Source organism: Bosea sp. RAC05 (genome assembly GCF_001713455.1).
GTDB lineage: Bacteria > Pseudomonadota > Alphaproteobacteria > Rhizobiales > Beijerinckiaceae > Allobosea.
Genome location: NZ_CP016464.1, coordinates 2,212,972 through 2,236,727 on the forward strand (window position 1 = coordinate 2,212,972; position 23,756 = coordinate 2,236,727).

The 23,756-nt window shown below is 66.8% G+C and carries 21 protein-coding genes; 10 read left to right on the forward strand and 11 right to left on the reverse strand.

Going from position 1 to position 23,756, the window contains the following annotated elements:
• Nucleotides 1–53 precede the first annotated feature (53 nt).
• Nucleotides 54–959, reverse strand: a complete 906-nt coding sequence (locus BSY19_RS13945; RefSeq protein WP_069054687.1) for a LysR family transcriptional regulator — start codon at nucleotides 957–959, stop codon at nucleotides 54–56.
• A 51-nt stretch (nucleotides 960–1,010) separates the two neighbouring features.
• Nucleotides 1,011–2,003, reverse strand: a complete 993-nt coding sequence (locus tag BSY19_RS13950) for a Bug family tripartite tricarboxylate transporter substrate binding protein (protein ID WP_069054688.1) — start codon at nucleotides 2,001–2,003, stop codon at nucleotides 1,011–1,013.
• A gap of 237 nt (nucleotides 2,004–2,240) precedes the next feature.
• Here BSY19_RS13950 and BSY19_RS13955 point away from each other — a divergent pair, with 237 nt between their 5' ends.
• The 10 genes from BSY19_RS13955 to BSY19_RS14000 all read left to right on the forward strand — a co-directional run bounded on the left by BSY19_RS13955 (nucleotide 2,241) and on the right by BSY19_RS14000 (nucleotide 15,224).
• Nucleotides 2,241–3,236, forward strand: a complete 996-nt coding sequence (locus BSY19_RS13955) for a Bug family tripartite tricarboxylate transporter substrate binding protein (RefSeq protein ID WP_083247604.1) — start codon at nucleotides 2,241–2,243, stop codon at nucleotides 3,234–3,236.
• Between the two features lie 13 nt (nucleotides 3,237–3,249).
• A complete protein-coding gene (locus BSY19_RS13960; RefSeq protein WP_069057105.1) occupies nucleotides 3,250–3,699 on the forward strand; it encodes a tripartite tricarboxylate transporter TctB family protein in 450 nt (149 codons plus the stop codon).
• Nucleotides 3,700–3,711: 12 nt separating this feature from the next.
• On the forward strand, nucleotides 3,712–5,217 hold the full coding sequence (locus BSY19_RS13965) for a tripartite tricarboxylate transporter permease (protein WP_069054689.1): 1,506 nt from the start codon (nucleotides 3,712–3,714) through the stop codon (nucleotides 5,215–5,217).
• A 637-nt stretch (nucleotides 5,218–5,854) separates the two neighbouring features.
• A complete protein-coding gene (locus tag BSY19_RS13970; RefSeq protein ID WP_069054690.1) occupies nucleotides 5,855–7,135 on the forward strand; it encodes a hydroxymethylglutaryl-CoA reductase in 1,281 nt (426 codons plus the stop codon).
• An 8-nt stretch (nucleotides 7,136–7,143) separates the two neighbouring features.
• Nucleotides 7,144–8,076, forward strand: coding sequence for a UbiA family prenyltransferase (locus BSY19_RS13975; protein WP_069057106.1), 933 nt, complete (start codon nucleotides 7,144–7,146; stop codon nucleotides 8,074–8,076).
• Nucleotides 8,073–10,541, forward strand: a complete 2,469-nt coding sequence (locus BSY19_RS13980) for a PEP/pyruvate-binding domain-containing protein (protein WP_171905141.1) — start codon at nucleotides 8,073–8,075, stop codon at nucleotides 10,539–10,541. Before BSY19_RS13975 ends, BSY19_RS13980 begins: the two co-directional genes overlap by 4 nt.
• Entirely contained in the window at nucleotides 10,534–11,637 is a 1,104-nt protein-coding gene (locus tag BSY19_RS13985; RefSeq protein WP_069054691.1) for a BtaA family protein, read from the forward strand. The genes BSY19_RS13980 and BSY19_RS13985 overlap by 8 nt, the downstream gene beginning before the upstream one ends.
• Nucleotides 11,634–12,947 carry a diacylglycerol/polyprenol kinase family protein gene (locus BSY19_RS13990; RefSeq protein WP_069054692.1) on the forward strand — a complete coding sequence of 438 codons (1,314 nt, stop codon included), beginning with the start codon at nucleotides 11,634–11,636 and terminating at the stop codon, nucleotides 12,945–12,947. The genes BSY19_RS13985 and BSY19_RS13990 overlap by 4 nt, the downstream gene beginning before the upstream one ends.
• Nucleotides 12,944–13,792, forward strand: a complete 849-nt coding sequence (locus BSY19_RS13995) for a GNAT family N-acetyltransferase (protein WP_069054693.1) — start codon at nucleotides 12,944–12,946, stop codon at nucleotides 13,790–13,792. The genes BSY19_RS13990 and BSY19_RS13995 overlap by 4 nt, the downstream gene beginning before the upstream one ends.
• 4 nt (nucleotides 13,793–13,796) lie before the next feature.
• Nucleotides 13,797–15,224 carry an AMP-binding protein gene (locus tag BSY19_RS14000; RefSeq protein ID WP_069054694.1) on the forward strand — a complete coding sequence of 476 codons (1,428 nt, stop codon included), beginning with the start codon at nucleotides 13,797–13,799 and terminating at the stop codon, nucleotides 15,222–15,224.
• Nucleotides 15,225–15,836: 612 nt separating this feature from the next.
• Here BSY19_RS14000 and BSY19_RS14005 read toward each other — a convergent pair.
• The 9 genes from BSY19_RS14005 to fliD form a co-directional block, all read right to left on the reverse strand.
• On the reverse strand, nucleotides 15,837–16,742 hold the full coding sequence (locus tag BSY19_RS14005) for a flagellin (protein ID WP_069054695.1): 906 nt from the start codon (nucleotides 16,740–16,742) through the stop codon (nucleotides 15,837–15,839).
• Between the two features lie 30 nt (nucleotides 16,743–16,772).
• Complete coding sequence (flgK, locus tag BSY19_RS14010) at nucleotides 16,773–18,515, reverse strand: flagellar hook-associated protein FlgK (protein ID WP_069054696.1); 1,743 nt, start codon at nucleotides 18,513–18,515, stop codon at nucleotides 16,773–16,775.
• Between the two features lie 24 nt (nucleotides 18,516–18,539).
• Entirely contained in the window at nucleotides 18,540–18,980 is a 441-nt protein-coding gene (locus BSY19_RS14015; protein WP_150129620.1) for a flagellar protein FlgN, read from the reverse strand.
• Between the two features lie 18 nt (nucleotides 18,981–18,998).
• A complete protein-coding gene (locus BSY19_RS14020) occupies nucleotides 18,999–19,340 on the reverse strand; it encodes a hypothetical protein (RefSeq protein WP_069054698.1) in 342 nt (113 codons plus the stop codon).
• Nucleotides 19,337–20,599: a flagellar hook protein FlgE gene (gene flgE / locus BSY19_RS14025; RefSeq protein WP_069054699.1), complete on the reverse strand. Its 1,263-nt coding sequence runs from the start codon at nucleotides 20,597–20,599 to the stop codon at nucleotides 19,337–19,339. Before flgE ends, BSY19_RS14020 begins: the two co-directional genes overlap by 4 nt.
• A 48-nt stretch (nucleotides 20,600–20,647) precedes the next feature.
• Nucleotides 20,648–20,968 (reverse strand): flagellar hook capping FlgD N-terminal domain-containing protein, encoded by a 321-nt coding sequence (locus tag BSY19_RS14030; protein WP_069054700.1) that lies wholly within the window; start codon nucleotides 20,966–20,968, stop codon nucleotides 20,648–20,650.
• Between the two features lie 252 nt (nucleotides 20,969–21,220).
• Complete coding sequence (locus BSY19_RS14035; protein ID WP_069054701.1) at nucleotides 21,221–21,481, reverse strand: hypothetical protein; 261 nt, start codon at nucleotides 21,479–21,481, stop codon at nucleotides 21,221–21,223.
• A 90-nt stretch (nucleotides 21,482–21,571) separates the two neighbouring features.
• On the reverse strand, nucleotides 21,572–21,994 hold the full coding sequence (locus BSY19_RS14040) for a flagellar export chaperone FliS (protein WP_069054702.1): 423 nt from the start codon (nucleotides 21,992–21,994) through the stop codon (nucleotides 21,572–21,574).
• Entirely contained in the window at nucleotides 21,991–23,709 is a 1,719-nt protein-coding gene (gene fliD / locus BSY19_RS14045; RefSeq protein WP_069054703.1) for a flagellar filament capping protein FliD, read from the reverse strand. The genes BSY19_RS14040 and fliD overlap by 4 nt, the downstream gene beginning before the upstream one ends.
• Between the last annotated feature and the right edge of the window lie 47 nt (nucleotides 23,710–23,756).

Genomic DNA, 23,756 nt, shown 5'->3' on the forward strand with positions numbered 1-23,756 from the left:
GCGATGCCGAAGGTGACCAATCCCTGTATCGGTCGATCCAATCATTGGATCGCTCAGCCGGTTTTGGTCAGGTCCTGGGCCAGCCTCTTCGCCAGCGCCGCGACAATCGGTACGAGCGGATTGTCATTGTCCTCGCGGCTGACGAAAAAGAGCTCCGCGGGTCGCTGCCGCGGCAGATCGACCGGCCGCAGGGCCACGCCGCTGAAATGCAGGTTCATCGCGGCTTCCGGCACCAGCGCGACACCCACACCGGAATGCACCATCGCCAGGATCGAATGGATCTGGGCGAGGTGCTGGACATAGTTCGGGACGAGCCCGGCCCGGGAAAACAGCTCGACCAGCAGATCGTGGAAATAGCGCGCCTCATAGGGCGCGTACATGATGAAGGGCTCGGCTGCGAGGTCCTCGATCGCGACCGTCGCCGAGCGCGCCAGCGCATGGTCGGCATGGACCGCCGCGATCAGGGGCTCGGCCGTGACGCGAAAGGCGCTGAGACCGTTGCGCGGGATCGGCGGCCGCAGCAGGCCGATGTCGATTTCGCCGGAGTCCAGTCGCTTGAGCTGATCGCCGCTGACCATTTCCTTGAGCGAGATCTCGACGTCGGGCAGCTCGCGGCGACAGGCCGCGACGAGTTCCGGCACATAGGAATAGGCCGAGGTCGCGGTGAAGCCGATATGGATCGATCCAGCCTTGCCGTTGGCGACGCGCTTGGCGAGCAGGGCCGCGCTCTCGGCGAGCTTGAGGAGACGACGTGCCTCGGCCAGGAAGCTCTGCCCGGCCGGCGTGAGCTTGACCGTCCGGTTGCTGCGCTCCAGCAGAATGACGTCGAGAACCCGCTCGAGGATCTGGATCTGCCGGCTGAGCGGCGGCTGCGTCATGTTGAGGCGCAGCGCCGCCCGGCCGAAATGCAGTTCCTCCGCGACGGCCACGAAACAGCGCAGCTGGCTCAGTTCGAACATCCCCAGCCTTTCATCACGCCATGCTCGCCCGGTGCCGCCCGGAAATGGGGGTCAGTTCTGGATGCTGATCCCGGCCTTGTCGATGATGTCCTTGAATTTGGCGATCTCGCTTTGCGCCTTGGCCTTCGCCTGCTCTCCCGTGGACGGTGTCGCCGCCGCGCCCAGTTCCTCGAAGCGCGAGACCACCGTCGGATCCTTCAATACGGCCTGCATTTCACTGACGAGCCTGTCGCAGATCTCCCTCGGCGTGCCCTTGGGCGCCAGGAAGCCGTTCCAGGAGCTGATGTCGAAGCCGGGCAGCGTCTCGGCCAGCGTGGGAATCTCCGGTGCGATCTTGGCCCGTTCGGTCGTGGTGACCGCAAGCCCGCGCAGCGTGCCGGCCCTGTAGTGCGGATAGGGCGAGGTGAAGTTGTCGAAGGAGACCTTGACGTTGCCCGCGATCAGATCCTGCACCAGCGCGCCCGAGGAGCGGTAGGTGACGTGCTGCATCTTCACCCCGGCCAACTGCATGAACAGTTCGCCGGAGAGATGGATCGACGTGCCGATTCCAGAGGAGCCGAAATTCTCCTTCCCCGGATTGGCTTTCAGATAGGCGATGAACTCCCTGACGTTCTGCGCCGGGATCGACGGGTGGATGCACAGGAAGTTCGGCTGCGACGAGGCCAGGGAGAGGAATTCGAAATTGTCGAACGGCTTGAAGGGCAGCTTCTCCTTGTAGAGATTTGGGTTGATCCCATGCGTCGAGGGCGTGGTCATGCCGATGGTATAGCCGTCGGGCGTGGCATGAGAGAGCGCGGCGACCCCGGTGTTGCCGCCGGCGCCGGCGCGGTTCTCGATGATGAAGGCCTTGCCCATCCTCTGCGTCAGCTTCTCGCAGATGATCCGGCCGACGAGGTCGGTGGTGCCGCCGGCGCCGAAGGGAACGATGACCGTCACGGGCTTGGCGGGATAGGCCTGCCCAAAACTGCTGCGTGACACCAGCGGTGCGGCGATTGCACCGCCCGCGAGGCTGAGCGCCGCACGGCGCGTGATCGATCGGCTCATCGTGTCCCTCCCAGGATCCAGTCGCGGCTTTGGCCGTCTGGCTGGCAGAGTAGGCGGGAGCGGGGTTCGGGCAAGCCGCTTGGCGCTATCGTGCCATCCAAAAAAGGTATGGTTCCATTGCCAATCTAACTCACCGACGCATCGTGCCGGGCCTATCCTGCGATGGACAAGACAGCTTCCAAGACTGTCTGCGACCTCGGCCAACGGCCGGTGCGCGCCCCACCGGAGGACACCATCATGAGCCCAACCCGATTCCCGTTCTGTCTTTCCGCAGCTTCGCTGAAGGGCCTCGCCATCGCCCTGCTCGCGGGCGTCACGCTCGCCGCCCAGCCTGCCAGGGCCCAGAACTTCGAGCGTCCCGTGCGGCTCGTCGTTCCCTTCGCGCCCGGCGGCACCTCGGACATCCTCGCCCGGCTGATCGGGCCCAAGCTCTCGGCCGCGATCGGCCAACCCGTCGTGATCGAGAACAAGCCGGGCGCTGCCGGCAATCTCGGCGCGGACGCCGTCGCCAAGGCGCCGGCAGATGGCCACACCCTGCTCTTGATGGATGTCGGCTCGCTGGCGACGGCGCCCAGCCTGTTCTCGGATCTGACCTATGATCCTGCCAAGGATCTCGCTCCGGTCTCGATGGTGATGTTCGGCCCCTATGTGCTCGCCGTTCATGAATCGGTTCCCGCCAGGACGGCGCAGGAGCTGATCGCCTACGCCAAGGCCAACCCCAACAAGCTCGCGGTCGCCAACTCCGGCGTCGGCGCGGCCAACCACATCACGGCCGTGCAGATGGCCAAGGAACTCGGCATCACCTGGAAGAACGTGCCCTACAAGGGTGGCGCTGCGGCCTCGCGGGCCGTCGTCTCGGGCGAGAGCGGGGTCATCATCAACGGCTCGACCGCGACCTTGCCCTTCGTCGCCAACAAGCAGCTCGTCGGTCTCGCCGTCACGGGCGAGGAGCGCGTCGCGGGGCTCCCGACCTTCAGGGAGGCGGGGCTGCCGGGAGGAGATGCCGGCACCTGGCAGGGCATCCTGACCCGCGCCGGCACGCCGCCCGCGACGGTCGCGCGCCTCAACGCCGAGATCGGCAAGATCCTGCAGGACCCCGAGATCAAGGCCAGGATCGCCGAGCAGGGCGGGGTGGTGAAGGCCGGCTCTCCCGCCGCGTTCGCGGATTGGCTGAAGGATGCCACCATCCGCTGGGGCGGCATCATCAAGGAAGCCGGCATCAAGGGCAGCTGAGGTGAGCGCCCCGGTGACCCGTTCCGGAAAAGACTGGCGCGACCTGCTCTTCGGCCTGTTCCTCGTTGCCGTGTCGGCAGGCGCTCTCTTCGCGACCCGCAACCTCAATGTCGGCCATGCGGCCGACATGGGCGCGGGCTACATGCCCCGCGTCGTCTCGCTCGGCCTGCTCGCCTTCGGCCTGTTCTTCTGTGGGCGGGGCGTCAGGCGGGCCGGCCTGGCGATCGAGCCGGTTCAGTGGCGCCCGCTGCTCGCGGTGCTGGCCGCGGTCGGCGTCTTCGCACTGACGGCGGAAAAGCTGGGGCTGGCGATCGCCTCGGTCGTCACCATCGTCCTGGCGAGCTTCGCCACCCGGGAAGCGCGTCTGCGCGAGACCGTGCCCTTCGCGCTGCTGCTCTCGGGCGCGGCCGTCCTTCTCTTCATCAAGGTTCTGGCGCTGCCGGTGCCTGTCTGGCCGCGCTGAAGGCTGCCTGCCATGGACCTCTTCGACAATCTGCTGCTGGGGCTTTCGACAGCCCTGGAACTCAACAATCTCGGCCTGTGCCTGCTCGGCGTGCTGATCGGCACGGCCATCGGCGTGCTGCCGGGCATCGGGCCGATCCCGACGGTGGCGCTGCTGCTGCCCTTCACCTTCGGCCTGAACCCGGCCGGCGCCATGATCATGCTCGCCGGCATCTTCTACGGCGCGCAATATGGCGGCTCGACCACCGCCATCCTCGTCAATGTGCCCGGCGAGACCTCCTCGGTGGTGACCTGCATCGACGGTCACGAGATGGCCAAGCAGGGCAGGGCCGGAACGGCGCTGGCCATCGCCGCGATCGCGTCCTTCTTCGCCGGCACGATGGCGACGATCGTCATCGCCGTGATGAGCGTCCCGCTCTCGGTCCTGGCGCTCAAGTTCACCGCGGTCGAGTATTTCAGCCTGCTCGTGCTCGGCCTGATCGCGGCCGTCGCGCTGGCGCATGGTTCGGTGGCGAAGTCGCTCGCGATGGTGCTGCTCGGCCTGCTGCTCGGCCTCGTCGGCATCGATGTCAGCTCCGGCGCCGCGCGCATGACCTTCGGCATCGCCGAGCTTTCGGACGGGCTCGACTTCGTTCCCATCGCCATGGGCCTGTTCGGGCTCGGCGAGATCATCGCCAATCTGGAGCGGCCGGCGGAACGGCGCGTCGTCAGTCAGAAAGTCCGCGACCTGATCCCGAGCCGGGCCGATCTGCGCGCCGCCTTCCCCGCCATGCTGCGCGGAACGGCGCTGGGCTCGGTGCTGGGTGTGCTGCCCGGTGGCGGCGCCGCGCTGCCGCCCTTCTCGTCCTATGCGCTGGAAAAGAAGCTGGCGAAGGACCCGTCCCGTTTCGGCAAGGGCGCGATCGAGGGCGTCGCCGGCCCCGAGGCCGCCAACAATGCCGGCGCGCAGACGAGTTTCATTCCGCTGCTGACGCTCGGCATTCCCGCGAACGCGCTGATGGCGCTGATGATCGGCGCGCTGATGATGCAGGGCATCCAGCCCGGGCCGCAGATCATGACCGAGCAGCCCAGGCTCGTCTGGGGCGTGATCGCTTCGATGTGGGTCGGCAACCTGATGCTGCTGGTGATCAACCTGCCCCTGATCGGGCTCTGGATCTCGATGCTGAAGATTCCCTATCGCCTGCTCTTCCCGGCGATCGTGCTGTTCTGCTGCATCGGGACCTATGGCATCGCCAACAGCCTGTTCAATGTCTGGCTCATGCTGGGCTGCGCAGCGATCGGCTACTTCTTCATCAAGGTCGGCGTCGAGCCGGCGCCCCTGCTGCTCGGCCTCGTGCTCGGCCCGCAGCTGGAAGAGAATTTCCGCCGCGCCATGTTGCTCTCTGACGGGGATTTCCTGGTTTTCCTGTCCCGTCCGATCAGCGCGGTGCTGCTGGCTGTGGTCGCCGCGCTTCTCTTGGCGATGCTTTCGCCGACGATCCTGCGCAATCGGAAGGCGGCCCTGGCCGATAGCCCCTGAAGGCTCCGGGTCTCGGCGAACGGTAGGTTTTGCGATTTTTGGGTTCTTAACGACCTCCTCGACCCGTGGATGACGATCGCCCGCGATGCGATAAGGCGATCGGACAACGAATACTCGAAGATCGTCTGTCACTCTCCGCATCCAGGAGCTTCGCGCCAAAAGCTGAACTTGGCGACGTGCCGGGAAGCGGACATTCCCTCAGACACGGCCGTCTCCTAGGCTGCCGACACATTAGCCATTGTACGAAGTGACCCGCTGCCGGTTTCGTCAGCGCTCGGAACGCTCCGGCCCGACGAACCCTTGGCTGTCGATAGCCGTCTGCGCGCGCGCGCGGGCGAGCGTATTGTTGTGGTGACCCAGCAGCCAGGCGACCCAGGGAGCGTCGCGGCTTACGCCAATAGCAAGTGCGTCTCCGAAATGTGGATGCTGGGCAGGATCAAAGTTGCGTCTACCATGCCGATTCTCGGTTTGGGCATTCTGGGATTCGCGGGTGCAACCCGCATCGTCCCGGACGGGTTTTGGCGATAGCGCCTCCTAAGGCAACGGGCTCTAGGCGCCAACAGCCTCAAGAACATCAGATGTTTACCCCCTTCTCGTTATCTTCCGTGAGCGTTCTTCAACAGGACATTGAACAGGCATGTCGGTCATTCCCTATTCGGTCCTGCGCCTGCTCGATCGTCTGCGCGCGTCCTACACGGCCGAGCAGGCACGCAGCCGGATGAGCCATCAGGCCGACAGGATTCCCGAGCGGATGCTGCGCTCGCCGCGGGAGGCGGACGCAGCTAGCATCACGTCTCTCTGGCGGCAGCTCGCCCAGGCCGGTGTTTCGACACAGGCCTCCGAGCCCGTCCTGGCGGATGAGCAGGCGCTCGCCGATGCTGAAGGCTACTCTGCGAACATCGAGGCGATGATCGGCACGACAAAGGTGCCGGTCGGTGTCATCGGTCCGCTCCTGATCAACGGCCTCAACGCCAACGGAGCCTATTACGTGCCTCTGGCCACCACGGAGGCGGCGCTGGTCGCTTCCTATGCCCGAGGCGCGGCGGTGGTGACTAAATCCGGCGGCGTGACAACCGGGCTGCTCAACGAAGGCGTGCTACGCAGCCCCGGCTTCAAATTCGCCAGCCTGATCGATGCCGGCCTCTTCGTCGCCTGGGTAACGCGCTCTGTCGACGACCTGCAGGCCGCGGCCGAGGCGACGACGCGCTATGGCAAGCTGATCTCGCTCGAGCCGATGATCGACAACGACATCGTCTTCCTGCTGTGCCGCTACACCACCGGCGACGCCGCAGGGCAGAACATGGTGACGCTCGCGACCGACGCGCTCTGCCGGCGTATCGAGGAGACGTGCCCGATCAAGCCGCTGCACTGGTTCATCGAGGCCAATTTCTCAGGCGACAAGAAGGCCTCCTATCTCGGCCTGCTCACCGGCCGCGGCCGTAAGGTGAGCGCCAGCGTGATTATTCCCGGCGCCCTCGTGGAGAAGCACCTCCATGTCGGCGTCGACCGGATGATGGCCTACGCGGAGATGGCCAATCTCGGTGCCCTGCTCAGCGGGCAGCTCGGCGCACAGGGCCACTACGCCAATGGCCTCGCAGCCTTCTACATCGCCACTGGCCAGGACGCGGCCTGCGTCTCGGAATCGGCGGTCGGCTTCACCCGCATGGAGCGGCGCGGCGCAGATCTCTTTGTCTCCGTAACCCTGCCCAATATCCTGGTCGGATCGGTAGGCGGCGGCACGGGTCTGCCGAGCCAGTCGGCGGCGCTCTCGCTGCTGGGGCTGAAGGGCGCGGGCCATGGTGCGGCGCTGGCGGAGGTCGCGGCGGCCTTGTGCTTGTGCGGCGAGATCTCGATCATGGGCGCGATCGCCGCCGGACATTTCGCGTCAGCTCACGACAAACTCGCGAGGCGCAGATGACGGCGGCGATGTCGGACGAAGCCGCTCTGCCACTCTTGCGCAGGCTCTGGATCTACCAGACGGAACGCTTCCCGCTGGCGAAGACCTCGGTTCTGCTTGTGGTCTTCACGGCGGCGAGCATCAGCGTCTCGGCCAATCTCGGTGGCCGCGCGCTCCCGGCCTGGTCCGCTTTCACAACGGCGTTCCTGGCGACGCTGATCATCTTCTTCCAGTTGCGCGCCTGCGACGAGATCAAGGACGCCGACGACGATCGCCGCTACCGGCCGGAGCGTGCCGTGCCGCGCGGGCTGGTGAGCCTGCGGCTCGTTGTCGGGCTCGGGATTGCCGGCGTGCCATTGGCTGCGCTGCCCGCTGCCTTCTTGTCTCCGCTTCTGCTTTGGCCCCTGGCGCTGGTTTGGGTTTGGATGGCGCTGATGAGCTTCGAGTTCTTCGCGCCGCACTGGTTGAAGGCGCGGCCGTTCCTCTACCTCGTCTCGCATATGGCGATCATGCCGCTGATCGACCTGTTCGTGACCGCCTGCGAATGGCTGCCGCGCGCCGGCGCGCCGCCCGCCGGGCTCTGGCTCTTCCTGGCGCTGAGCTTCGTCAATGGCTGCGTGCTGGAGATTGGCCGCAAGCTCTACGGTCGAGAGAATGAGCGACCGGGCGTCGAGACCTATTCCGCTTTGCTGGGGCCGAGGCGTGCGGCGCTGGCGTGGTGTGCCTGCGCCATCCTCGCTTATGGCTTCCTGCTTGGTGTCGGTGCTGCGGTCGCGGCCCTTCTGCCCGTTGCCATCGTCGGTGCAGTCGCGCTGGCCGCAACGCTCGCCTGCGCAGCGCGCTATGCCGGTAAACCCGATGGCGGCACGCAAAAGATGGTGGATGCGATGGCGGGTCTGTGGGTCCTCGTCTGTTATGGCGCGGCGGGCTTTGCGCCGCTGCTGGCAGGAGGCATGGCGTGAGCGGCTGGGTGCTTCAGGCGAATGATTCGGGCGATCCGGCCGTCTCGGGAGGCAAGGCGGCTGCGCTGTCGGCGCTGTCGCGAGCCGGTTTCGACGTTCCGCCCTTCGTGGTCATCCTGCCCGAAGGGCTGTCAGCGCGCGGGCTGAAGCCAGATGTGCGCAAGAGCCTCGAATCGGCGTTGGCCGAGCTTGGCCCCGGCCCCTTCGCTGTCCGCTCCTCGGGGCGCGACGAGGATGGCAGCAGCCATTCCCATGCCGGACAGTTTCTCTCCCTGCTGGAGATCGCCGCTCCCGATGTTCCTGCCGCGGCGCTGAAGGTCTGGCGCTCGGGCAGCACCGAGAGCCTGCGCGCCTACCGCGCCTCGCGCGGGCTCGATCCGGCCGGCGGCGCGCCCGCCATCATCGTGCAACGGCTCGTCCGCGCGCGTGCGGCCGGCGTCGCCTTCTCGGCCGATCCGGTTGCCGGTCGGCGCGATCGCTTTGTCATATCCGCCATCGCCGGCCTTGGCGACAGGCTCGTCGGCGGCGAGGCGGATGGCGACGACTATGTGCTCGACGCCAGCGGCCATACTGTCCTGCAGGGGCCGGAAGCAGGCGTTCTGACCGCAACCGATCTGGCGGCGCTCGGTGGCCTGATCGCCCGCGTCGCCGCGGTCCGGGGCTCGGCCCAGGACCTCGAATGGGCCTTCGAGGAGGATCAGCTCTTCCTGCTTCAGGCCCGCCCGATCACGACCGGGCTGCGCGAGCCGACGCTCCCCGACCCGATGGTGACGATCTTCGACAACTCCAACATCGTCGAGAGCTATCCCGGCCTCGTCTCGCCCCTGACCTACAGCTTCGCGCAATACGCCTATGCGCGTGTCTACCGCCGCTTCGTCGCACTGCTCGGCGTCGCGCCCGGCCGGATCTCGGAGAGCGCTCCGGTCTTCGACAACATGCTCGGGCGGGTCGACGGGCGGGTCTACTACAACCTCGTCAACTGGTATCGCGCGCTGGCATTGCTGCCGGGCTTCAGCCTCAATCGGGCCCATATGGAAACCATGATGGGCGTCAGCGAGCCGTTGCCGGCCGTGATCAGCGCCAGCATCGGGCCGCCGCCGGCGCGCGGCTTCGCGAAGGTGGCCGAATTCGCCCGGATGGGCCGCGCCGGCTTCGGTCTCGCCTTCGAGGCAATGCGACTGAAACGGACGATCCGGGGCTTCTATGCGCGGCTCAACGGCGCGCTGCGGGTCAGGCCCGACGCGATCGCCGCGATGCCGCTCTCGGCGCTCGCGACGGAATACCGGACGATCGAGGCCGGGCTGCTCGACCGCTGGGACGCGCCGCTGATCAACGACTTCCTCTGCATGATCGCCTTCGGCGCCTCGCGAAAGCTGCTTGAGCGCTGGTGCGGGCCCGAGGGCATCGAGATCCACAACGCGGTCATGATTGGCCAGGGCGACATCGTCTCGGCCGAGCCCGCCCGGCGCATCGCGGCGATGGGAGCGCTGGCGGCGGGCAAGCCGAAACTGATCGAAGCCCTGCAGCGCGGCGATCTGGTGGCCAGCAAGGGCGATCCGGCGCTTGCCCGCGAGATCGACGCCTATCTGGCCAAATTCTCCGACCGTTGCACAGAAGAGCTGAAGCTGGAGAGTATCACGCTCGACCAAGATCCCGCGCCTCTGCTCGCCGCGATCGCCGCAGCCGCCCTGACGCCGCGCGCCGCCCATGTTCGGGGCGAGGACGGGGCAGCAGCGCTGGACCGCGTTCTGAAGGAGTTTCCGGTTCGACGCCGGATCGCGCATCTCGTCATGGGCTGGGCCCGCGACCGGGTCCGCGACCGCGAGAACCTGCGCTTCGAGCGCACCCGCATCTTCGGCCATGCCCGACGCGTCCTCGTCGCCATGGGGCGCCAGCTCGCGGCGCTGGACGCGATCGAGGCCCCGCGCGACGTGTTCCTGCTGACCGTTCCCGAACTGCTCGGCGCCATCGAGGGCTTCGGCACGACGGCGGACCTGAAAGGCCTCGTCGCCACCCGCAAGGCGGAGATGGCGCGGGCAGCCGAACGACCCGACCCGCCCGAGCGCATCACCGTGACCGGCGCTGCCGGCCTCTCCTCTGCAGTCGCGGCTGCTTCGGCCGCCACGCCGGCAGGCGCGCCGGAGACGATCCGCAAGGGCACGGGCTGTTCGGCCGGCCTGGTACGCGCAAGGGCGCGGGTGATCCGCGATCCGCGCCGGGACGCGCTCGTCCAGGGCGAGATCCTGGTGGCCAGGCACACCGATCCCGGCTGGATCGCGGTGTTCAGCAATGCCTCGGCCATCGTCGTCGAGCGCGGCAGCCTGCTGTCGCATTCCGCGATCGTCGCGCGCGAGATGGGCATCCCCTGCGTCGTCGGGCTGAAAGGAGCGCTCGACTGGATCGTCGATGGCGAGATGATCAGCGTGGAAGGGGCCTCGGGCGAGGTGAGGAAGACCGATGGCTGAGAGCGAAATCGCTGGCAAGGCCTCCTTCGAGGCGATCCGCTATGCCCAGCTCTGGGAGGACGCCGATGTGCTGACCGCCGCGCTCGGCACGCAGCCCGGGGCCACGCTGGTCTCGATCTGTTCCGCCGGCGACAACGCGCTCGCCATGCTGACGCTCGACCCCGCGCGCGTCGTGGTCGTCGACCTGTCGCCGGCGCAGATCGCGTGCCTGCGCATCCGCATCTCCGCCTATCGCGCGCTGGACCATGCCGCGTTCCTCGAACTGATGGGCTCTCGCCCAAGCGCGCGGCGCGGCGATCTGCTGGACCGCGTCGTGCAAACCCTGCCGGAAACAGAACGCGCCTTCTGGGCGGAAAGGCGGGAGGACATCGTCGCCCACGGGCTCGGCGGCGTCGGAAAATTCGAGCGCTATTTCCGGGTGATGCAGCGTTACCTGTTGCCGCTCGTCCATTCACGCGACACGATCGCGGCCATTTTTCAGCCAGGCAAGAGCCGCCAGGAGCGTGAGCACTTCCTCGACACGCGTTGGAACAGCTGGCGCTGGAACCTGCTGCTGCGCGGCTTCTTCTCGCGCTTCACCATGGGACGGCTCGGCCGCGATCCCGCCTTCTTCGACCATGTCGAGGGCAGCGTCGCCGGGCATGTCGCCCGCCGCATCCGCCACGCCGCCGTCGATCTCGATCCGGCCCTGAACCCCTACTTGCGCTGGATCCTGACCGGGAGCCATGGCGAGGCGCTGCCGATGGCCTGGCGCGCGGAGCATTACGAGACGATCCGCGACCGGCTCGACCGGCTCGACATCCGCCAGGGCTCGCTCGAGGCCTTCGTCTCGACCGGCGAAAAGGCCGACGGCTTCAACCTCTCGGATATTTTCGAATACATGAACCTGCAGACCTTCGCGGCGGTCTATGGCAGCGTCGTCGCTGCGGCCCAGCCGGGCGCGAGGCTGGTCTACTGGAACATGATGGCGCCGCGCCGCCTGCCGCCGGCCCATGCCGACCGCATGCTGCGCCGGCCAGATCTCGAGGCGCTGGGCAAGGCGGCCGACAAGGCCTTCTTCTACTCCGACTTCGTCGTCGAGGAGGTGCTGGCGTGAGCGTGGCGGTCAACCTGCTGCTGGTCGCGGGTTCGATCTCCGCTATGCTTGGCTTGCTGGCCGGGGTGAAATGGCTCGGCAGCCGCCATGGTCTGTCGGTCGAGCTGCAGCGCAAATGCGTCCATGTCGGTACCGGTCTCTATGCCCTGACCCTGCCGCTGACGTTCTCGGAGCGATGGCCCGCGCTTCTGCTGATTGCTCTGTCGCTTCTCGTCCTGCTCGGCCTGCGCATGCGCCGTTTCGCCGGTGACGGCATCAGCTCTGCCGTCCATGGCGTCGCGCGGAAATCCTATGGCGAGTTGTTCTTGGCGCTCAGCGTCGGCTTTCTGTTCTTCGCGTCGCAGGGGCAGCCGGTGCTCTATGCGCTGCCGATTCTGGTGCTGACGCTTTCGGATGCGGCTGCCGCGCTGACGGGCACGCGCTATGGGCGCAAACATTTTCAGGTCGAAGCCGGCACCAAGACCTGGGAAGGCGTCACCATGTTCTTCCTGGTGACCTGGATCCTGGCGATGACCCTGCTTCTCATGATGACGGAGATGGACAGGTCGAAGGTCGTGCTGTTTTCGGTCATGATCGCGGCCTTCGGTGCGCTCGTTGAGGCCGATTCTTGGCGCGGCTTCGACAATCTCTTCGTGCCGATCGGCATCCATCTTCTCCTCGCCAACAATCTCGACACCGTGCCACTGGCGCTCGGCCTGCTGGTTCTGGCCTTCCTCGCGATGCTCGCCTTCATGCTGGCCTTCGCACCGCTCCTTGGCCTGACGAACCATGCCGCGCGGGCCTATGCGGTGCTGATCTTCCTGATCTGCGCGGTGACGGCGCCACACAACGCGATCCTGCCTGTCGCGGCCGTCTTCACGCATATTCTCGCCCGCAATGCGCGGCCCTGCCGCTCGCCCTATCCCGATCTCGACCTGATCGCCGCGATGAGCGGCACGGCGCTGTTTTGGCTGTTCCTGGGCGACTACACCGGCCAGAACGCGCTCAACGCCTATAATCTCAGCTTCGCGGGCGCGGCGATCGCGTTCCTGGCTCTGATGCCGCGCCGGCTGGTGCTGCTGACCGCGATCGGCGTCCCGGCGATCGGCGGGAGCCTCTTCCTCATCGCCTCGGCCAACCCGGCCCATAGCCACTGGCACGGCCCGCTCTGGCCCTGGGCGCTGGGTTCGATCGCGCTCTGCCTGGCCGTGATCTCGGCCATGCCGGCCTGGTTCGACCGCTATCGCGCTCCGCGCATCATGGCGCTGTCACTTGCCGTCCCTTTGACCCTGTTCGTGGCCAAGCTCGCGACGAGGACGCCGTTAACATGACGCAAGCAGCCGAATGCACGATAGCGGGCGCCTCCTGCCTGATCTTCCGGAACGCACCCTCCTGGGAAGGGCGCCGCACAGCGAGCGTCGGGCGTTTCCGCTGCGACAGCGTCGCGACGGGCCGCGACCTGCTCGCCAGCGTCGCAACCGATCTGACAGCCGAGGGCTACGAGGCACTGATCGGCCCCATGGATGGGGACACCTGGCACAGCTACCGGCTGGTGACGGAAACCGACGGCTCGCCGCCCTTCCTCATGGAGCCGGTCAGCGGACCCTACGACGCAGAAGCCTTCGCCGCCGCCGGTTTCACGACGCTGTCGGGGTATGTATCGACCCGGACGACGCTCGATGCGGCGATCGCGCCTGAGCCGGTTTCGATTGCGGGCGTTTCGGTGCAGTCCTGGGATGGCAGCGACGCTGCCGGCCTCATCCGTCAGTTGTACGCCATGTCGGCTGCGGCTTTCCGTAACAACGCGTTCTTCAAGCCCCTCGACGAGCAGGGCTTCCTCGATCTCTACGAGCCCGTCATGCCGCTGGTCGATCCGCGCTTCGTGCTGTTTGCGCGCAACGAGGCCGATGCGCTGGTCGGCTTCCTGTTCGGCATGCCCGACCGTCTCGAAGGCGCGGCGCCTCGGACCGTCATCCTTAAGACCTATGCCAGCGCCCAGCGCGGCGTCGGCCATCTGCTCGCCGACCACTTCCACAGATCGGCGCGCGAGGCCGGCTACACGCAGGCGATCCATGCCCTGATGCATGTCGACAATGTCTCGCTTGCCCGCAGCGCCCGGCATGCCGGCACGGTCTTCCGCCGCTACGCGCTGCTTGGCCGCCGGCTGGACACCTGAGCGGATGAATCTGCTCGACCCTTTCCTGCAGAGCGCCGAGCTGCACGGCGACCGCACGGCGATCGTGGCCGGGAACGGCGACAAAACAAGCTTCGCCGATCTCATCGCGGTTTCGTCGGCGCTGGCCGCGGCGTGGCGGCGCGCCGGCATCGGCAAGGGCGACCGCGTCCTGATCGCGATGCCGCTGGGGCCTTCGCTCTATGCAGGTCTCGCGGCACTCTGGCGCATCGGCGCCATCGCGGTACTGCCGGAGCCGGCGCTCGGCCTCAAGGGCCTTCGTCATGCCGCCCGGGCAACCTCGCCCAAGGCCTATCTCAGCGACGGCTGGTATCGGCTGCTGAAACATCTCGTGCCTGAACTCTGGCCGATCAGGCTTTCGCTCACGCCCGCCGACAGATCTGTGACGGGCGACCCGCTGGAGGGGCTGTCGCTCGATCACCCCGCGCTGATCTCATTCACCAGTGGCTCGACCGGCAGGCCGAAGGCGATCCAGCGCAGCCACGGCTTCCTGGCGGCGCAGAGCGCTATTCTGGCGGAGCTGCTGGCGCCGCAACGCACCGATGAGACCGACCTCGTCGCCTTTCCGGTCTTCGTCGTCGCCAATCTCGGCATGGGCGTAACCTCGGTCCTGCCGCGATGGAACCTGCGCCGGCACGATCAGGCTGAGCCCGGCCTTATCGCCCGACAGATCGCCGAGGAACGCGTGACGCGAGCGCTCCTGCCGCCATCGGTCTGCGAGGCGCTGACCCACCCCGCCGCGTCCTTGCGGCTGGACACAATCTTCACGGGAGGCGGCCCGGTCTTCCCTGACCTGCTGGAGCGCCTCGCGGAGACGATGCCAGGAACAGACATCGTCGCGGTCTACGGCTCGACGGAGGCCGAGCCGATCGCGCATCTGCACCACCGCGACATCGAGCCCGAGGATTGGCACGCCATGAAAACCGGGGCTGGCCTGCTTGCAGGGCGCCCGGTCGAGGCCATCCGCGTCGCCATTCGCGAGGACGAGATCATCGTTGCCGGCGATCACGTCAATAAGGGCTATCTTGACCCTGCCGATGACGGCGCGACCAAGTTGCGGCGCGAGGGCGAAATCTGGCATCGCACCGGCGATGCTGGCCGTTTCGATGGCGCAGGCCGGCTCTGGCTCGGTGGCCGGCTCGATGGCCGGGCCGGCGGGATGCTTCCCTTCGGCGTCGAGGCCGCATCCCGGTTCTGGCCAGGCGTTCGCCGCAGCGCGCTGGTCGAGTCCGGTGGACGCGCGCTTCTGGCTGTGGAAGGCGATCTGGACCAGTTCCCGGCCTGGACCCGCGCAGCAGCCCTGATCGGCGACGTGCGCGTGATGCCGATCAGCGAGATCCCGCTGGACAAACGTCACCGCTCAAAGGTCGACTATGTCACACTACGGGCTAACCTCGAGGGCTTGGCGCAATAGCGGTTTCGTGGCCGGCAGATGGCTTGGCAGCCGTTTCGCAGACACGAGTGGTGGGGCAGCCACGAAGGCCCGCTGGGCCCGTCTCAGATCGACGGCCATAGCAGACGTGCGCCAAGAGCTGATATTCAGTCTCTGTCCGGTACCGGACATTTGCAATCGGCTTGCATCAGCGCGTTCCCCCGCTTGGCACAGACGCGTTGGGCGTCACTCGGCTGATACTTGGCTGGACTAGGGGACCGCGCAGCTAGCCATGCAGCCGCGCCAATCAGCCACCCTGCGAGAGAGTGTTGGCGCCTGCAAACACGAGGTTGATTTGAACCTCTTCGTTCGGCGGCTGATGCCGGGCGCCTGTGAAGCTCGCGATCGGTGTTACCGCTGTATTGGTTCTGCGGCTGGCCATCAGCCCGACCGACAGGCGCCTCCCTGACGACACGCCGCCCGGGAGCCGTTACGCCAAAATGCTCCGGGGTGGGCCATTCCTGAGGTTGGCTTCTCGACGCTCGCGAAAGGAGTGCCCTCCGTTGTCGATCGAGACAATGTCTGCCGTGCTGAGGTTCGAGATTTATCAAATCGGAGGCTCATGATTGAGCATATGAACGGCGTAAAACACCTTCAGTTGAGATAATCCATCAGGTTGAGCGACTGCACCTTCGCCAGCGCCGAGTAGGACGCCTGAAGCTGCGTTTCGTAGGACGAGAGCTCGACGGCGATGGCCGTCACGTCCGCCCCGTTGATCGCCGAGATCAGGCTCGTGGCTTCGTCCTGATAGTCGGTTTGCGCGGCGGTGCTGCGTTCGAGTGTGGCGGCGTCAATCGAAAGCTTGGCCTGGACCACGGCGAGTTGGTCGATCGCGTCCACGGTCAGGTCCGAGATCGCCTGCAGCGTCGCCGTATCGGGAGGGGTGGTCGCGTTGGCGATGGCGCTGAGCGCGCGCAGCGCCTGCTCGAAAGCGCTGGCATCGCCCGTGACGCCATAGGTCAGCGTGCGCTCCGAGGAGAGCGCGACCGAGGCCTTCACGCTGTTGCCCTGATAGTAGCTCGTATCCTGCGTCGCTGCGTCCGTCGCCGCATAGGCCGAGAGATTGACCGGTGCGGTCCCGGTGTCGCTGCCGGCGAAGAGATAGCGCCCTTCGAAGCGGGTGTTGAGCAGGCTCGCGAACTCCTCCAGCAAACTCTGCGCGGTAGCGGCCAGCGTCGCGTCGTCGTCGCCGCCCGCGCTGATGGCGGAAGACAGGCTGGTGCGGAAGCTCGACATCAGCTCGTTCATCGAGCCGACGGCATCGTACATGACTTGGACGCGGTTGCCCGCCTCCTCGGCGGCGCTTGACTGGCTTTTGGAGCGGGCCAGCGAGACCTCGAGGCTGACCAGCGTGCCCGCCGAGCGGCCCAGCCCGCCATAGTCGGTCGAAACGGCGCCGGAGGCCTGCTGCAACTGGGCCTCGCTCATTCTGGACTGGGTGCGCAGAGACGCCTCCAGCATCCGTTCGCTCATGGCGAAAGTCGCGACGCGGGTAATCATCGGTTCCGTTCCCCTCGGGCCGTCGCGACGTCAGGCTGACGCCGCGACCTGAAGCAGGGTGTCGAACATGCTGTTGAGCGTTTCCAGAAGCTGGGCGGCGGCCGCATATTGCTGCTCCAGCTCCGAGAGCTTCGCGGTTTCCTCGTCGAGATTGACGCCTGACTGCGAGGACAGGGAATCGGCCAGGGATTGCTGTGCGCTTTCGCTGGCCTCCAGCACCGTGGCGTTGCTCTGCGCTGTGGCGGACACGCCGGCGACGATCTTGGCGGCATAATCGGCGAAGGAGGCGCTCGATGCTTTGAGGCTGCCCGCCGCCGCGAAGTCCTGGTTGCCGGACAGGGCGGACGCGAGCGCCTGTCCGATGCCGCTCTCGCCGATGCTGACGACCGTCTCGCCGACGGCTGGGCTGTTCTCGACGGAGAGCGCCGAAGTCGCGAGCAGGCCTGGCGTCGCCAGCAGGTCCTGGCGCACGGCGATGGTCGCGGCGTCGCTGCCGGTCAACAGGTCGTTCAGGCCGAGATAATCCGACAGGCCCTGATCGGAATCGCCGGCGACGCCGTCGACGTCGGCGATGGCGACACCGTTCGTGGCGGCGTCGGCGCTGACGACCAGATGGCCGGATGCATCGAGCGAGGCCGAGAGACCGTCGACGGCTTCGATGGCTGAAACGAGATCGCCGACCGTGGCGTAATCCGACAGATCGAGATCGGCATAGCTGACCAGCGCGCCGTCGGCGTCGGTGACGGCGAAGCGGGTCGTGCCGCTGCCCGTGAAGGCGTCGCTCGCCGAGAGGGCTGTCGAGCCGGTCAGCGTCGAGGGCGGGGGCAGCGAGGACCCGGCGTTGTGGATGCTGTTCAGCGTCGCGATCAGAGCCGTCGCCAGTTCGTCGAGCTCCGCCTGTGCCGCGGGGAGAACGCTGTCGCGCTGCTCGACCAGGGCGCCGAGCGCGCCGGACCCGAGCTGCGCGGTGATGTCCTTGCCGTTGACGGTGATCGCGTCGAACACCGTCGCGCTCGTGACGGCGGCGGCGCTGGAATAGGAGAGTTCGTGGACGCTGCCATCGAGCAGCGTCGTGCCCGATGCGGTGGTGATCCGCATCTGGTTGTCCGCCGTCACATAGTAGCGGACCTCCATCTGTTCGGAGAGTGTCTGGAGGGCGGTGTTGCGCTGGTCCTCGAGATCCGCCGTCGGCTCGCCGCGGCTCTGTGCGCCGGCGATCCGGTCATTGAGCGCCGCGATGGCGTTGAGGGTATCGTTGATCGTCGCCACCGTCTGCTCGATCGCGTCATCGGCATCCGCGCGCAGGCCCTGAATGCCGTCGGAGGTCTCGCGAAGCTGGCTGGCCAGCGTGTCGAGCGCGGCGATGGCGGAAGCCTGGAGCGTCTCGCTTTCCGGCGTCCCGCTCAATGCCGTCAGGGCGGTCTCGAGATCGGCCAGGCTGTTGGCCAGCGAGGTCCCGCCGCTGTCGCTGCCGGTCGTCGAGCCGAGCAGGTTCTGCAGCTTGTCGGCATAGGTTCCGGCCGTGGTCGCCGCACCCAGCGTGCTCGTCGCCGCCACCAGATCCTGAAGCAGGTATTTGTCGACCGTGCTGGTGACGGCCGTCACGCTGACGCCGGACCCGACGGTGCCGGTGGAAACGGCGCTCTGGGTCGCGACCTTACGGGTGTAGCCCTGCGTGTCGGCGTTGGCGATGTTCGCCGAAGTCAGCGCCGTCTGCATCTGCGTGACCGCCAGGGAGCTGGTGGCAATGCTGCGGATGGCGGAGAAGGACATGGCCGGCCTCGGCTGGATGGGGTGTCAGAGATAGCGGCCCGGCCGTATCGCCCGGGCTTCGTGCGGTCCTGCGGTCCGGCCATCGGCGCCATAGCGGCTGGGCGGCGGCGCCGCTTGTTCGCGGATCGCCCGCATGATCGCGTCGATGCGGCGGCGCGTCGCCGCCATCGAGGCGCGCAGGCTTCCGACATTGGCGTCCATCTGCCGGCGCAGCACCTCGTTCTTCTCGACCAGCCGGGCGCGCAGGGCCCGATCGGCCCCCGCGAGCACGATTTCGCCGCTGCGTAGCGTGGCAATCCAGCGGGAGAAGATCTCGGCGAGCTCGCGCTTGCGGGCCACGACATGGGAGGTCGAGCCCGGAATTCCGGTGGCCATCAGCTCGTTTTCCTGGGCGATCACGGCGATCATCTCATCGAGCAGAGTGAGCAGGGCGCGTGCGGCAGCGTCGGGGGTGGTGGGCGGCATGGCGGTGTCCGGCATGGTTCAGCGCCTGACGGGGATGTCTGAGAGGGCCCCGGCGCGGTGATAAGCGTCCACCGCGCGGTGGGCGGTCAGTCGGTCGTCGAGAGCGCTGCGCATCTCGTCACGCGCGCCGCGCAGCGCCGCGATCGCGAAATCGAGATTGGCGAGGGTGACGAGCGCATCCTTGCGCTGGCGCTCGGGCGGTCTGGCAGCCGCCGGTTTGAGGCGGGCGCCGGCGATCTGCTGTTTCGCTTCGCTCTCCGCCGCGGCAAGCCTCGCGAGCAGCGGGTCCTGCGCGAGGATATCGGGGGCGGCGGCACGTATCGGGCGCGCAACGCGGGGGGCGGGGCGGTTCCTTTTCATCGCATCGCACTCAGCAGCGTGTCGTACATGCTGTTGACGGAGGACATGACCTGCGCGGCCGCCGAATAGGCCTGCTGCGCCGCCATCATATTGCTGAATTCCTGGCTGGTGTCGGTCGTACTGGCCTCGAGCATGCCGCCCGAGATCGTGCCGGCGCCGTTGGTTCCCGCAATATGGAGGGCGCTGGCGCCGGAGACGGAGTTGGCCGCGTAGATGCCGCTGCTGAGCGAGGTCAGCCCGTCGGCATTGTTGAAGGTGGCGACCGCGACCTTGTAGATCGCCCGGCGCTGATCGTTGTCATAGGTCGCATAGACCGTGCCGTCGTCACCGAGCTCGACGCCGGTCAGCGTGCCGTAGCTGATGCCGTCCTGATCGTATTCCAGCGAGACCGACACATCATCATCGCCGGTCGAGAGCTGGCTCAGCCCGCTCGATGATCCCGCCGCTCCCATGTCGACGGTGATCGCGCTGGCGGCCGCCCCGGTTGTCCAGCCCGTGAATGACAGAGTGGGCGGGCTGGGGGTGGTCGAGGCGAGCGTCCCGTTGGTGTTGAAGCTGATCGAGATTGTGTTGCTGGCGGGCGAGGTCGCCAGCTCCGTGCTGCCGTCCGAACTGGTGGGATTGGAGAAGGACGCGCTCCAGCTGTTCTCGGCCGTCTTCGTCCAGGTGATCGTCGTGGTGGCGGCGGTCCCGAGCGAATCGTAGAGTTCGAGTTCGCTCTCGAAGGTGTCGCCGATGGCGGCGTCGGCCGGGAGGTTGGCCTGCAGGGACAGGCTGGTCGTGGCGGCCGCGATGCTGCCGATCGTCTTCGTGTCGATGGTCTGGAGTGCGGCGGTGCTGGTGGCTCCGGTGACGTTGCCGTCGGCGTCGGTCGGCCAGCCCTGGAGGTAGTAGTCGCCGTTGGACAGATAGCCGTTCTTGTCGATCGTGAACTGGCCGTTGCGCGAATAGTAGACGTCGCCATTGGCGGAGTCGTTGCTGACGACGAAGAAGCCGTTGCCTTCGATCGCCATGTTGGTCGCTGTGGCCGAGGAAACCAGCGAGCCCTGCGTCGAGATGCTGGAGACGCCGGTGACGGCGACGCCGCCGGCCGAATAGGCGGAGGAGGAGGAATCGGCGATCAGGCTCTCGAAGCTCGCCGTGGTCGTCTTGTAGCCGTAGGTGTTAGAGTTCGCGAGGTTCTGGCTGACCATCGACAGGGTCGAACTCTGGGCCGACAGGGCCGAGACAGCCGAATTCAGGGCGCCGGTGAGACTCATGGCGGTTACTCGACGTTACGCGGGAACTGGATCGTGCGGCGGCTGCGCTCAGGCGGAGATGTTCAGCTGCGACGAGATCGCGTCGACCGAGCTGTAAAGGTTGCTCACGGTCGAGGAGAGGCTGGTCATCGTCGAGGACAGCGAGGCCAGCGTGTCGTTCATCGAGACCTGCTGGCTGTAGCTGGCATAGGACAGCATCTGCGATGCCAGCTGGCTCGCATCGGTCGGCTCGAGCGGGTTCTGGTTCTGCAACTGCTCGACCAGCAGCGTCATGAACTCGCTGTCCGAGAAGGAGGACGACGAGGTCGAAGTACTGGCGGTGCTGGCTGCTGTCGTCGTTGTGGACGAGGAAACCGAACTGACGCTCATGGCGAGCCTCCCTGATGCCGCGGGACGGTTCAGGTCCCGGAGCGGCGTTTCGATCGAGCGCGGCGGTCTTCGGCCGGCTCGAAGTTGAAACGCGGGAGCTCAGATTTTCAGGCGGCGATTATTGGCGGACACGGCGAAAAACGCAGCGACTCGACGCTGAACCTCAGCGTTAAGCTTGTCTTAACCATCGATGTTGGGATTGCGTTAAGGTTTGACCGCTCTTGCGCAAGCAGGAACCCGACACAGCAGGCCTCAGGCCCGGCTCGTCTCGCTGGTGGGGGCGGGGTTGGAGCCGAGCGCGGCGCGCACGATCCGGTCTGCCAGGCCTGCTGGCGCACGGATGACGAGCTGGTCGCGCAGGGCCGTGCGCAAGGCCGCAGCGTCCTGGAACAGTGAGCGCGACTCCGGCTCGCGCGCCAGAAACTCAAGCGCGCGATCGCGGTCGGCGAGTGGCCAGGCCGACAGATCCTCGCCGTGGCGGTCGATCGCGTCCTGCAACTCGCTGCGATTCATGTCGGCGCGTTTCCCGCTTGCGTCTCCTTGTGTGTAAACTGTTTCGGATTGTTGTGGAACCGGCGAAGCTGCCGTTTCGGCAGGCTGCGGTCAGCGCCGCATCGGAGCCTTCGCCGCGGGAGCGACCTGCGCCTTGGGCGCCAGCCCCGCGATCTCCGCCCAGCTGTTGCGCAGGCCGGTGAGGTGAAAGATGATCTTTTCGTAGCGGAAGGCGGCGTCGCGCCTTCCATAGGCGGTGTGGATCGCCATGATGTTGTAGGTGTAGGCCTTCAGCAGCTGCTGGGCGACCTCCTCGCCCTTGTCGAAGCGCAGGCAGTGGCAGAGGCCGCGCAGGATCGTCGAGGATTTGGTGATGCAGGCGTGGCTCTCCTCGTGGCGCCGGTCCTGCGTCGCGAGGATCGCCAGCCTGAGCTGGCGGATCGCCTCGTCATAGAGCTTGACCACCGCGACGAGCGGATGGACCTGGGCGGCGACCCGGCGATAGGCGGCGAGAGGCTGGGCGTGCTGGTTCATGACGATGAGTTCCACTGGTCGATGAGCGCGGTGAGGTAGTCCTGGGTCGATTCCGCGGCCGCGATGGCAGCCTGGTAGCGGGCGTAGCGGGCGCTGAGATTGGTCCGGTAGGTTTCTGCAGCCGAGCGAATGGAGTCGCTCTTGGTCTGGAGGTCGTCATCGACCTCGCCGAGGTTGTCGATCAGCGTCTGGATCGCGCCGTCCGTGCCGTCGGCGACCGGGTCGGCGGCGTTGTAGAGCAGCTCGGCGATGCCGGTTTTGAGCGAGACGTCGATCGACTGGGCGCTCGAGCCGGTGAAGACGAAGGTGTAGCCCTCGTAGATCGACCCCTCCGCCCCGATGATGCGCGTTCCCGACACGGTGAAGAGCGAGCTGTCGCCGCCGACCGAGGCCGCGGTCGGTGCGCCACTGGAATCGACGCTGATGTCGAGGGTGAAGTTTGCGGGCACAGAGGTGCCGCGGGACAGCAGCTTGAGCTGGCTGGACGAGGCGTCCATCTGGAAGCTCAGCAGGGCCTTCACCGTATCGAGATCGTCGAGCAGGGCGTTGTCGAGCGTATCCTCGTCGACGACCAGCGTGCCATCGCTGTCGAAGGAGAGGCCGATCAGCGCCATGCTCTCGTCGTCGATCGTGGCCGTCAGGGCGCTGTAAACGGAGAGCGTGGCGCTGCGCATCGTGCCGTCGCCGAACAGGACCGCGTCTTCCGCGACCGTGCCGTCGCTGGCGAGGGTCTGCTGCGTGGCGACGAAGTCGCGGAAGGCGTTGTAGGCGTCGACGAGCGCCTGGATCGCCTCCTTGGCCGAACTGACATCGGCGCCGACTTCGAGCGTGATCGAGACATCGCTGTCGGTGTCGGGGTCGTCCTGCGTCGTCTGGTAGAGATGCAGCGTCACGCCATCGAGCAGATCGTCGATGTTGTTGCTGCTGCGCGTGACCGTGATGCCGTCCAGCGTCAGGATCGCATCCTGGGCCTCCTGCAGCACGTCGGCGAAGGCGCCGTCCGAGGCGGTCACGCCCAGCGAGGCCAGCACGTCGTCGCCCGAGACGGCGCTCGCCGCGATCGTTTCGCCGGTCTCGACGCCCGAGAGGACGAGCCGGTAGCTCGAATCGGAGACGCGCAGCACCGTGGCCTGGACGCCGGTCTCCTCGGACTCGGCGTTGATCGCATCGGCGATGTCGGCGAGCGACATCGTGTCCGTGATCGTCACCTCGACCGCCTCGCCATCGACGACGCCGAGGCTCATGACGCCGGACAGTCCGAGATCCTCCGACTTCGACGCCTGCGTGCTGCCGGCGATCTTGTGCGCCTTGGCGAGTTGCAGGATCTGGATGTCGTAGCTGCCGACATCGCTGCCGTCCTCGACCGTGGCCGAGAGGGCAGCGGAGGCGTCGACATCGCCATTGGCGGTGAGATAGGCGGCCCGGTCGAGAAAGACGTCCGTGCCGCTGTTCGACGTGCCCGAGACCGCGCGCAGGGCGTCGGCCGCGTCGGCGACATCCGACAGCAGCGACTGCAACTCCTGATAGGCCGCGATCTTCGCTTCGTTGGCGGTGATCTTCAGGTCGATCGTGTCCGCCTTCGACAGCTTGGCCTGGACCGCGACCTCGATCAGCGCGTTCCAGTCGATGTCCGAGGTGTCGGTCGTGGCGCTCGTGGATGTCGCGCTGGTGTAGGTGGTGGTGCTGGCACTCGTGCTGCTGCTGACCGTGGCCATCGACGTCTCCGCAAGATGTGAGGGGTGGGCCGGCTGTCCAGGACCGG

Bases quoted from the DNA above. Each gene is read 5' to 3' on its own strand.
- BSY19_RS13945 (WP_069054687.1), bottom strand. From the start codon at position 959: ATGTTCGAACTGAGCCAGCTGCGCTGTTTCGTGGCCGTCGCGGAGGAA.
- BSY19_RS13950 (WP_069054688.1), bottom strand. From the start codon at position 2,003: ATGAGCCGATCGATCACGCGCCGTGCGGCGCTCAGCCTCGCGGGCGGT.
- BSY19_RS13955 (WP_083247604.1), top strand. From the start codon at position 2,241: ATGAGCCCAACCCGATTCCCGTTCTGTCTTTCCGCAGCTTCGCTGAAG.
- BSY19_RS13965 (WP_069054689.1), top strand. From the start codon at position 3,712: ATGGACCTCTTCGACAATCTGCTGCTGGGGCTTTCGACAGCCCTGGAA.
- BSY19_RS13970 (WP_069054690.1), top strand. From the start codon at position 5,855: ATGTCGGTCATTCCCTATTCGGTCCTGCGCCTGCTCGATCGTCTGCGC.
- BSY19_RS13975 (WP_069057106.1), top strand. From the start codon at position 7,144: ATGTCGGACGAAGCCGCTCTGCCACTCTTGCGCAGGCTCTGGATCTAC.
- BSY19_RS13985 (WP_069054691.1), top strand. From the start codon at position 10,534: ATGGCTGAGAGCGAAATCGCTGGCAAGGCCTCCTTCGAGGCGATCCGC.
- BSY19_RS13995 (WP_069054693.1), top strand. From the start codon at position 12,944: ATGACGCAAGCAGCCGAATGCACGATAGCGGGCGCCTCCTGCCTGATC.
- BSY19_RS14000 (WP_069054694.1), top strand. From the start codon at position 13,797: ATGAATCTGCTCGACCCTTTCCTGCAGAGCGCCGAGCTGCACGGCGAC.
- BSY19_RS14005 (WP_069054695.1), bottom strand. From the start codon at position 16,742: ATGATTACCCGCGTCGCGACTTTCGCCATGAGCGAACGGATGCTGGAG.
- flgK (WP_069054696.1), bottom strand. From the start codon at position 18,515: ATGTCCTTCTCCGCCATCCGCAGCATTGCCACCAGCTCCCTGGCGGTC.
- BSY19_RS14015 (WP_150129620.1), bottom strand. From the start codon at position 18,980: ATGCCGCCCACCACCCCCGACGCTGCCGCACGCGCCCTGCTCACTCTG.
- BSY19_RS14020 (WP_069054698.1), bottom strand. From the start codon at position 19,340: ATGAAAAGGAACCGCCCCGCCCCCCGCGTTGCGCGCCCGATACGTGCC.
- flgE (WP_069054699.1), bottom strand. From the start codon at position 20,599: ATGAGTCTCACCGGCGCCCTGAATTCGGCTGTCTCGGCCCTGTCGGCC.
- BSY19_RS14030 (WP_069054700.1), bottom strand. From the start codon at position 20,968: ATGAGCGTCAGTTCGGTTTCCTCGTCCACAACGACGACAGCAGCCAGC.
- BSY19_RS14035 (WP_069054701.1), bottom strand. From the start codon at position 21,481: ATGAATCGCAGCGAGTTGCAGGACGCGATCGACCGCCACGGCGAGGAT.
- BSY19_RS14040 (WP_069054702.1), bottom strand. From the start codon at position 21,994: ATGAACCAGCACGCCCAGCCTCTCGCCGCCTATCGCCGGGTCGCCGCC.
- fliD (WP_069054703.1), bottom strand. From the start codon at position 23,709: ATGGCCACGGTCAGCAGCAGCACGAGTGCCAGCACCACCACCTACACC.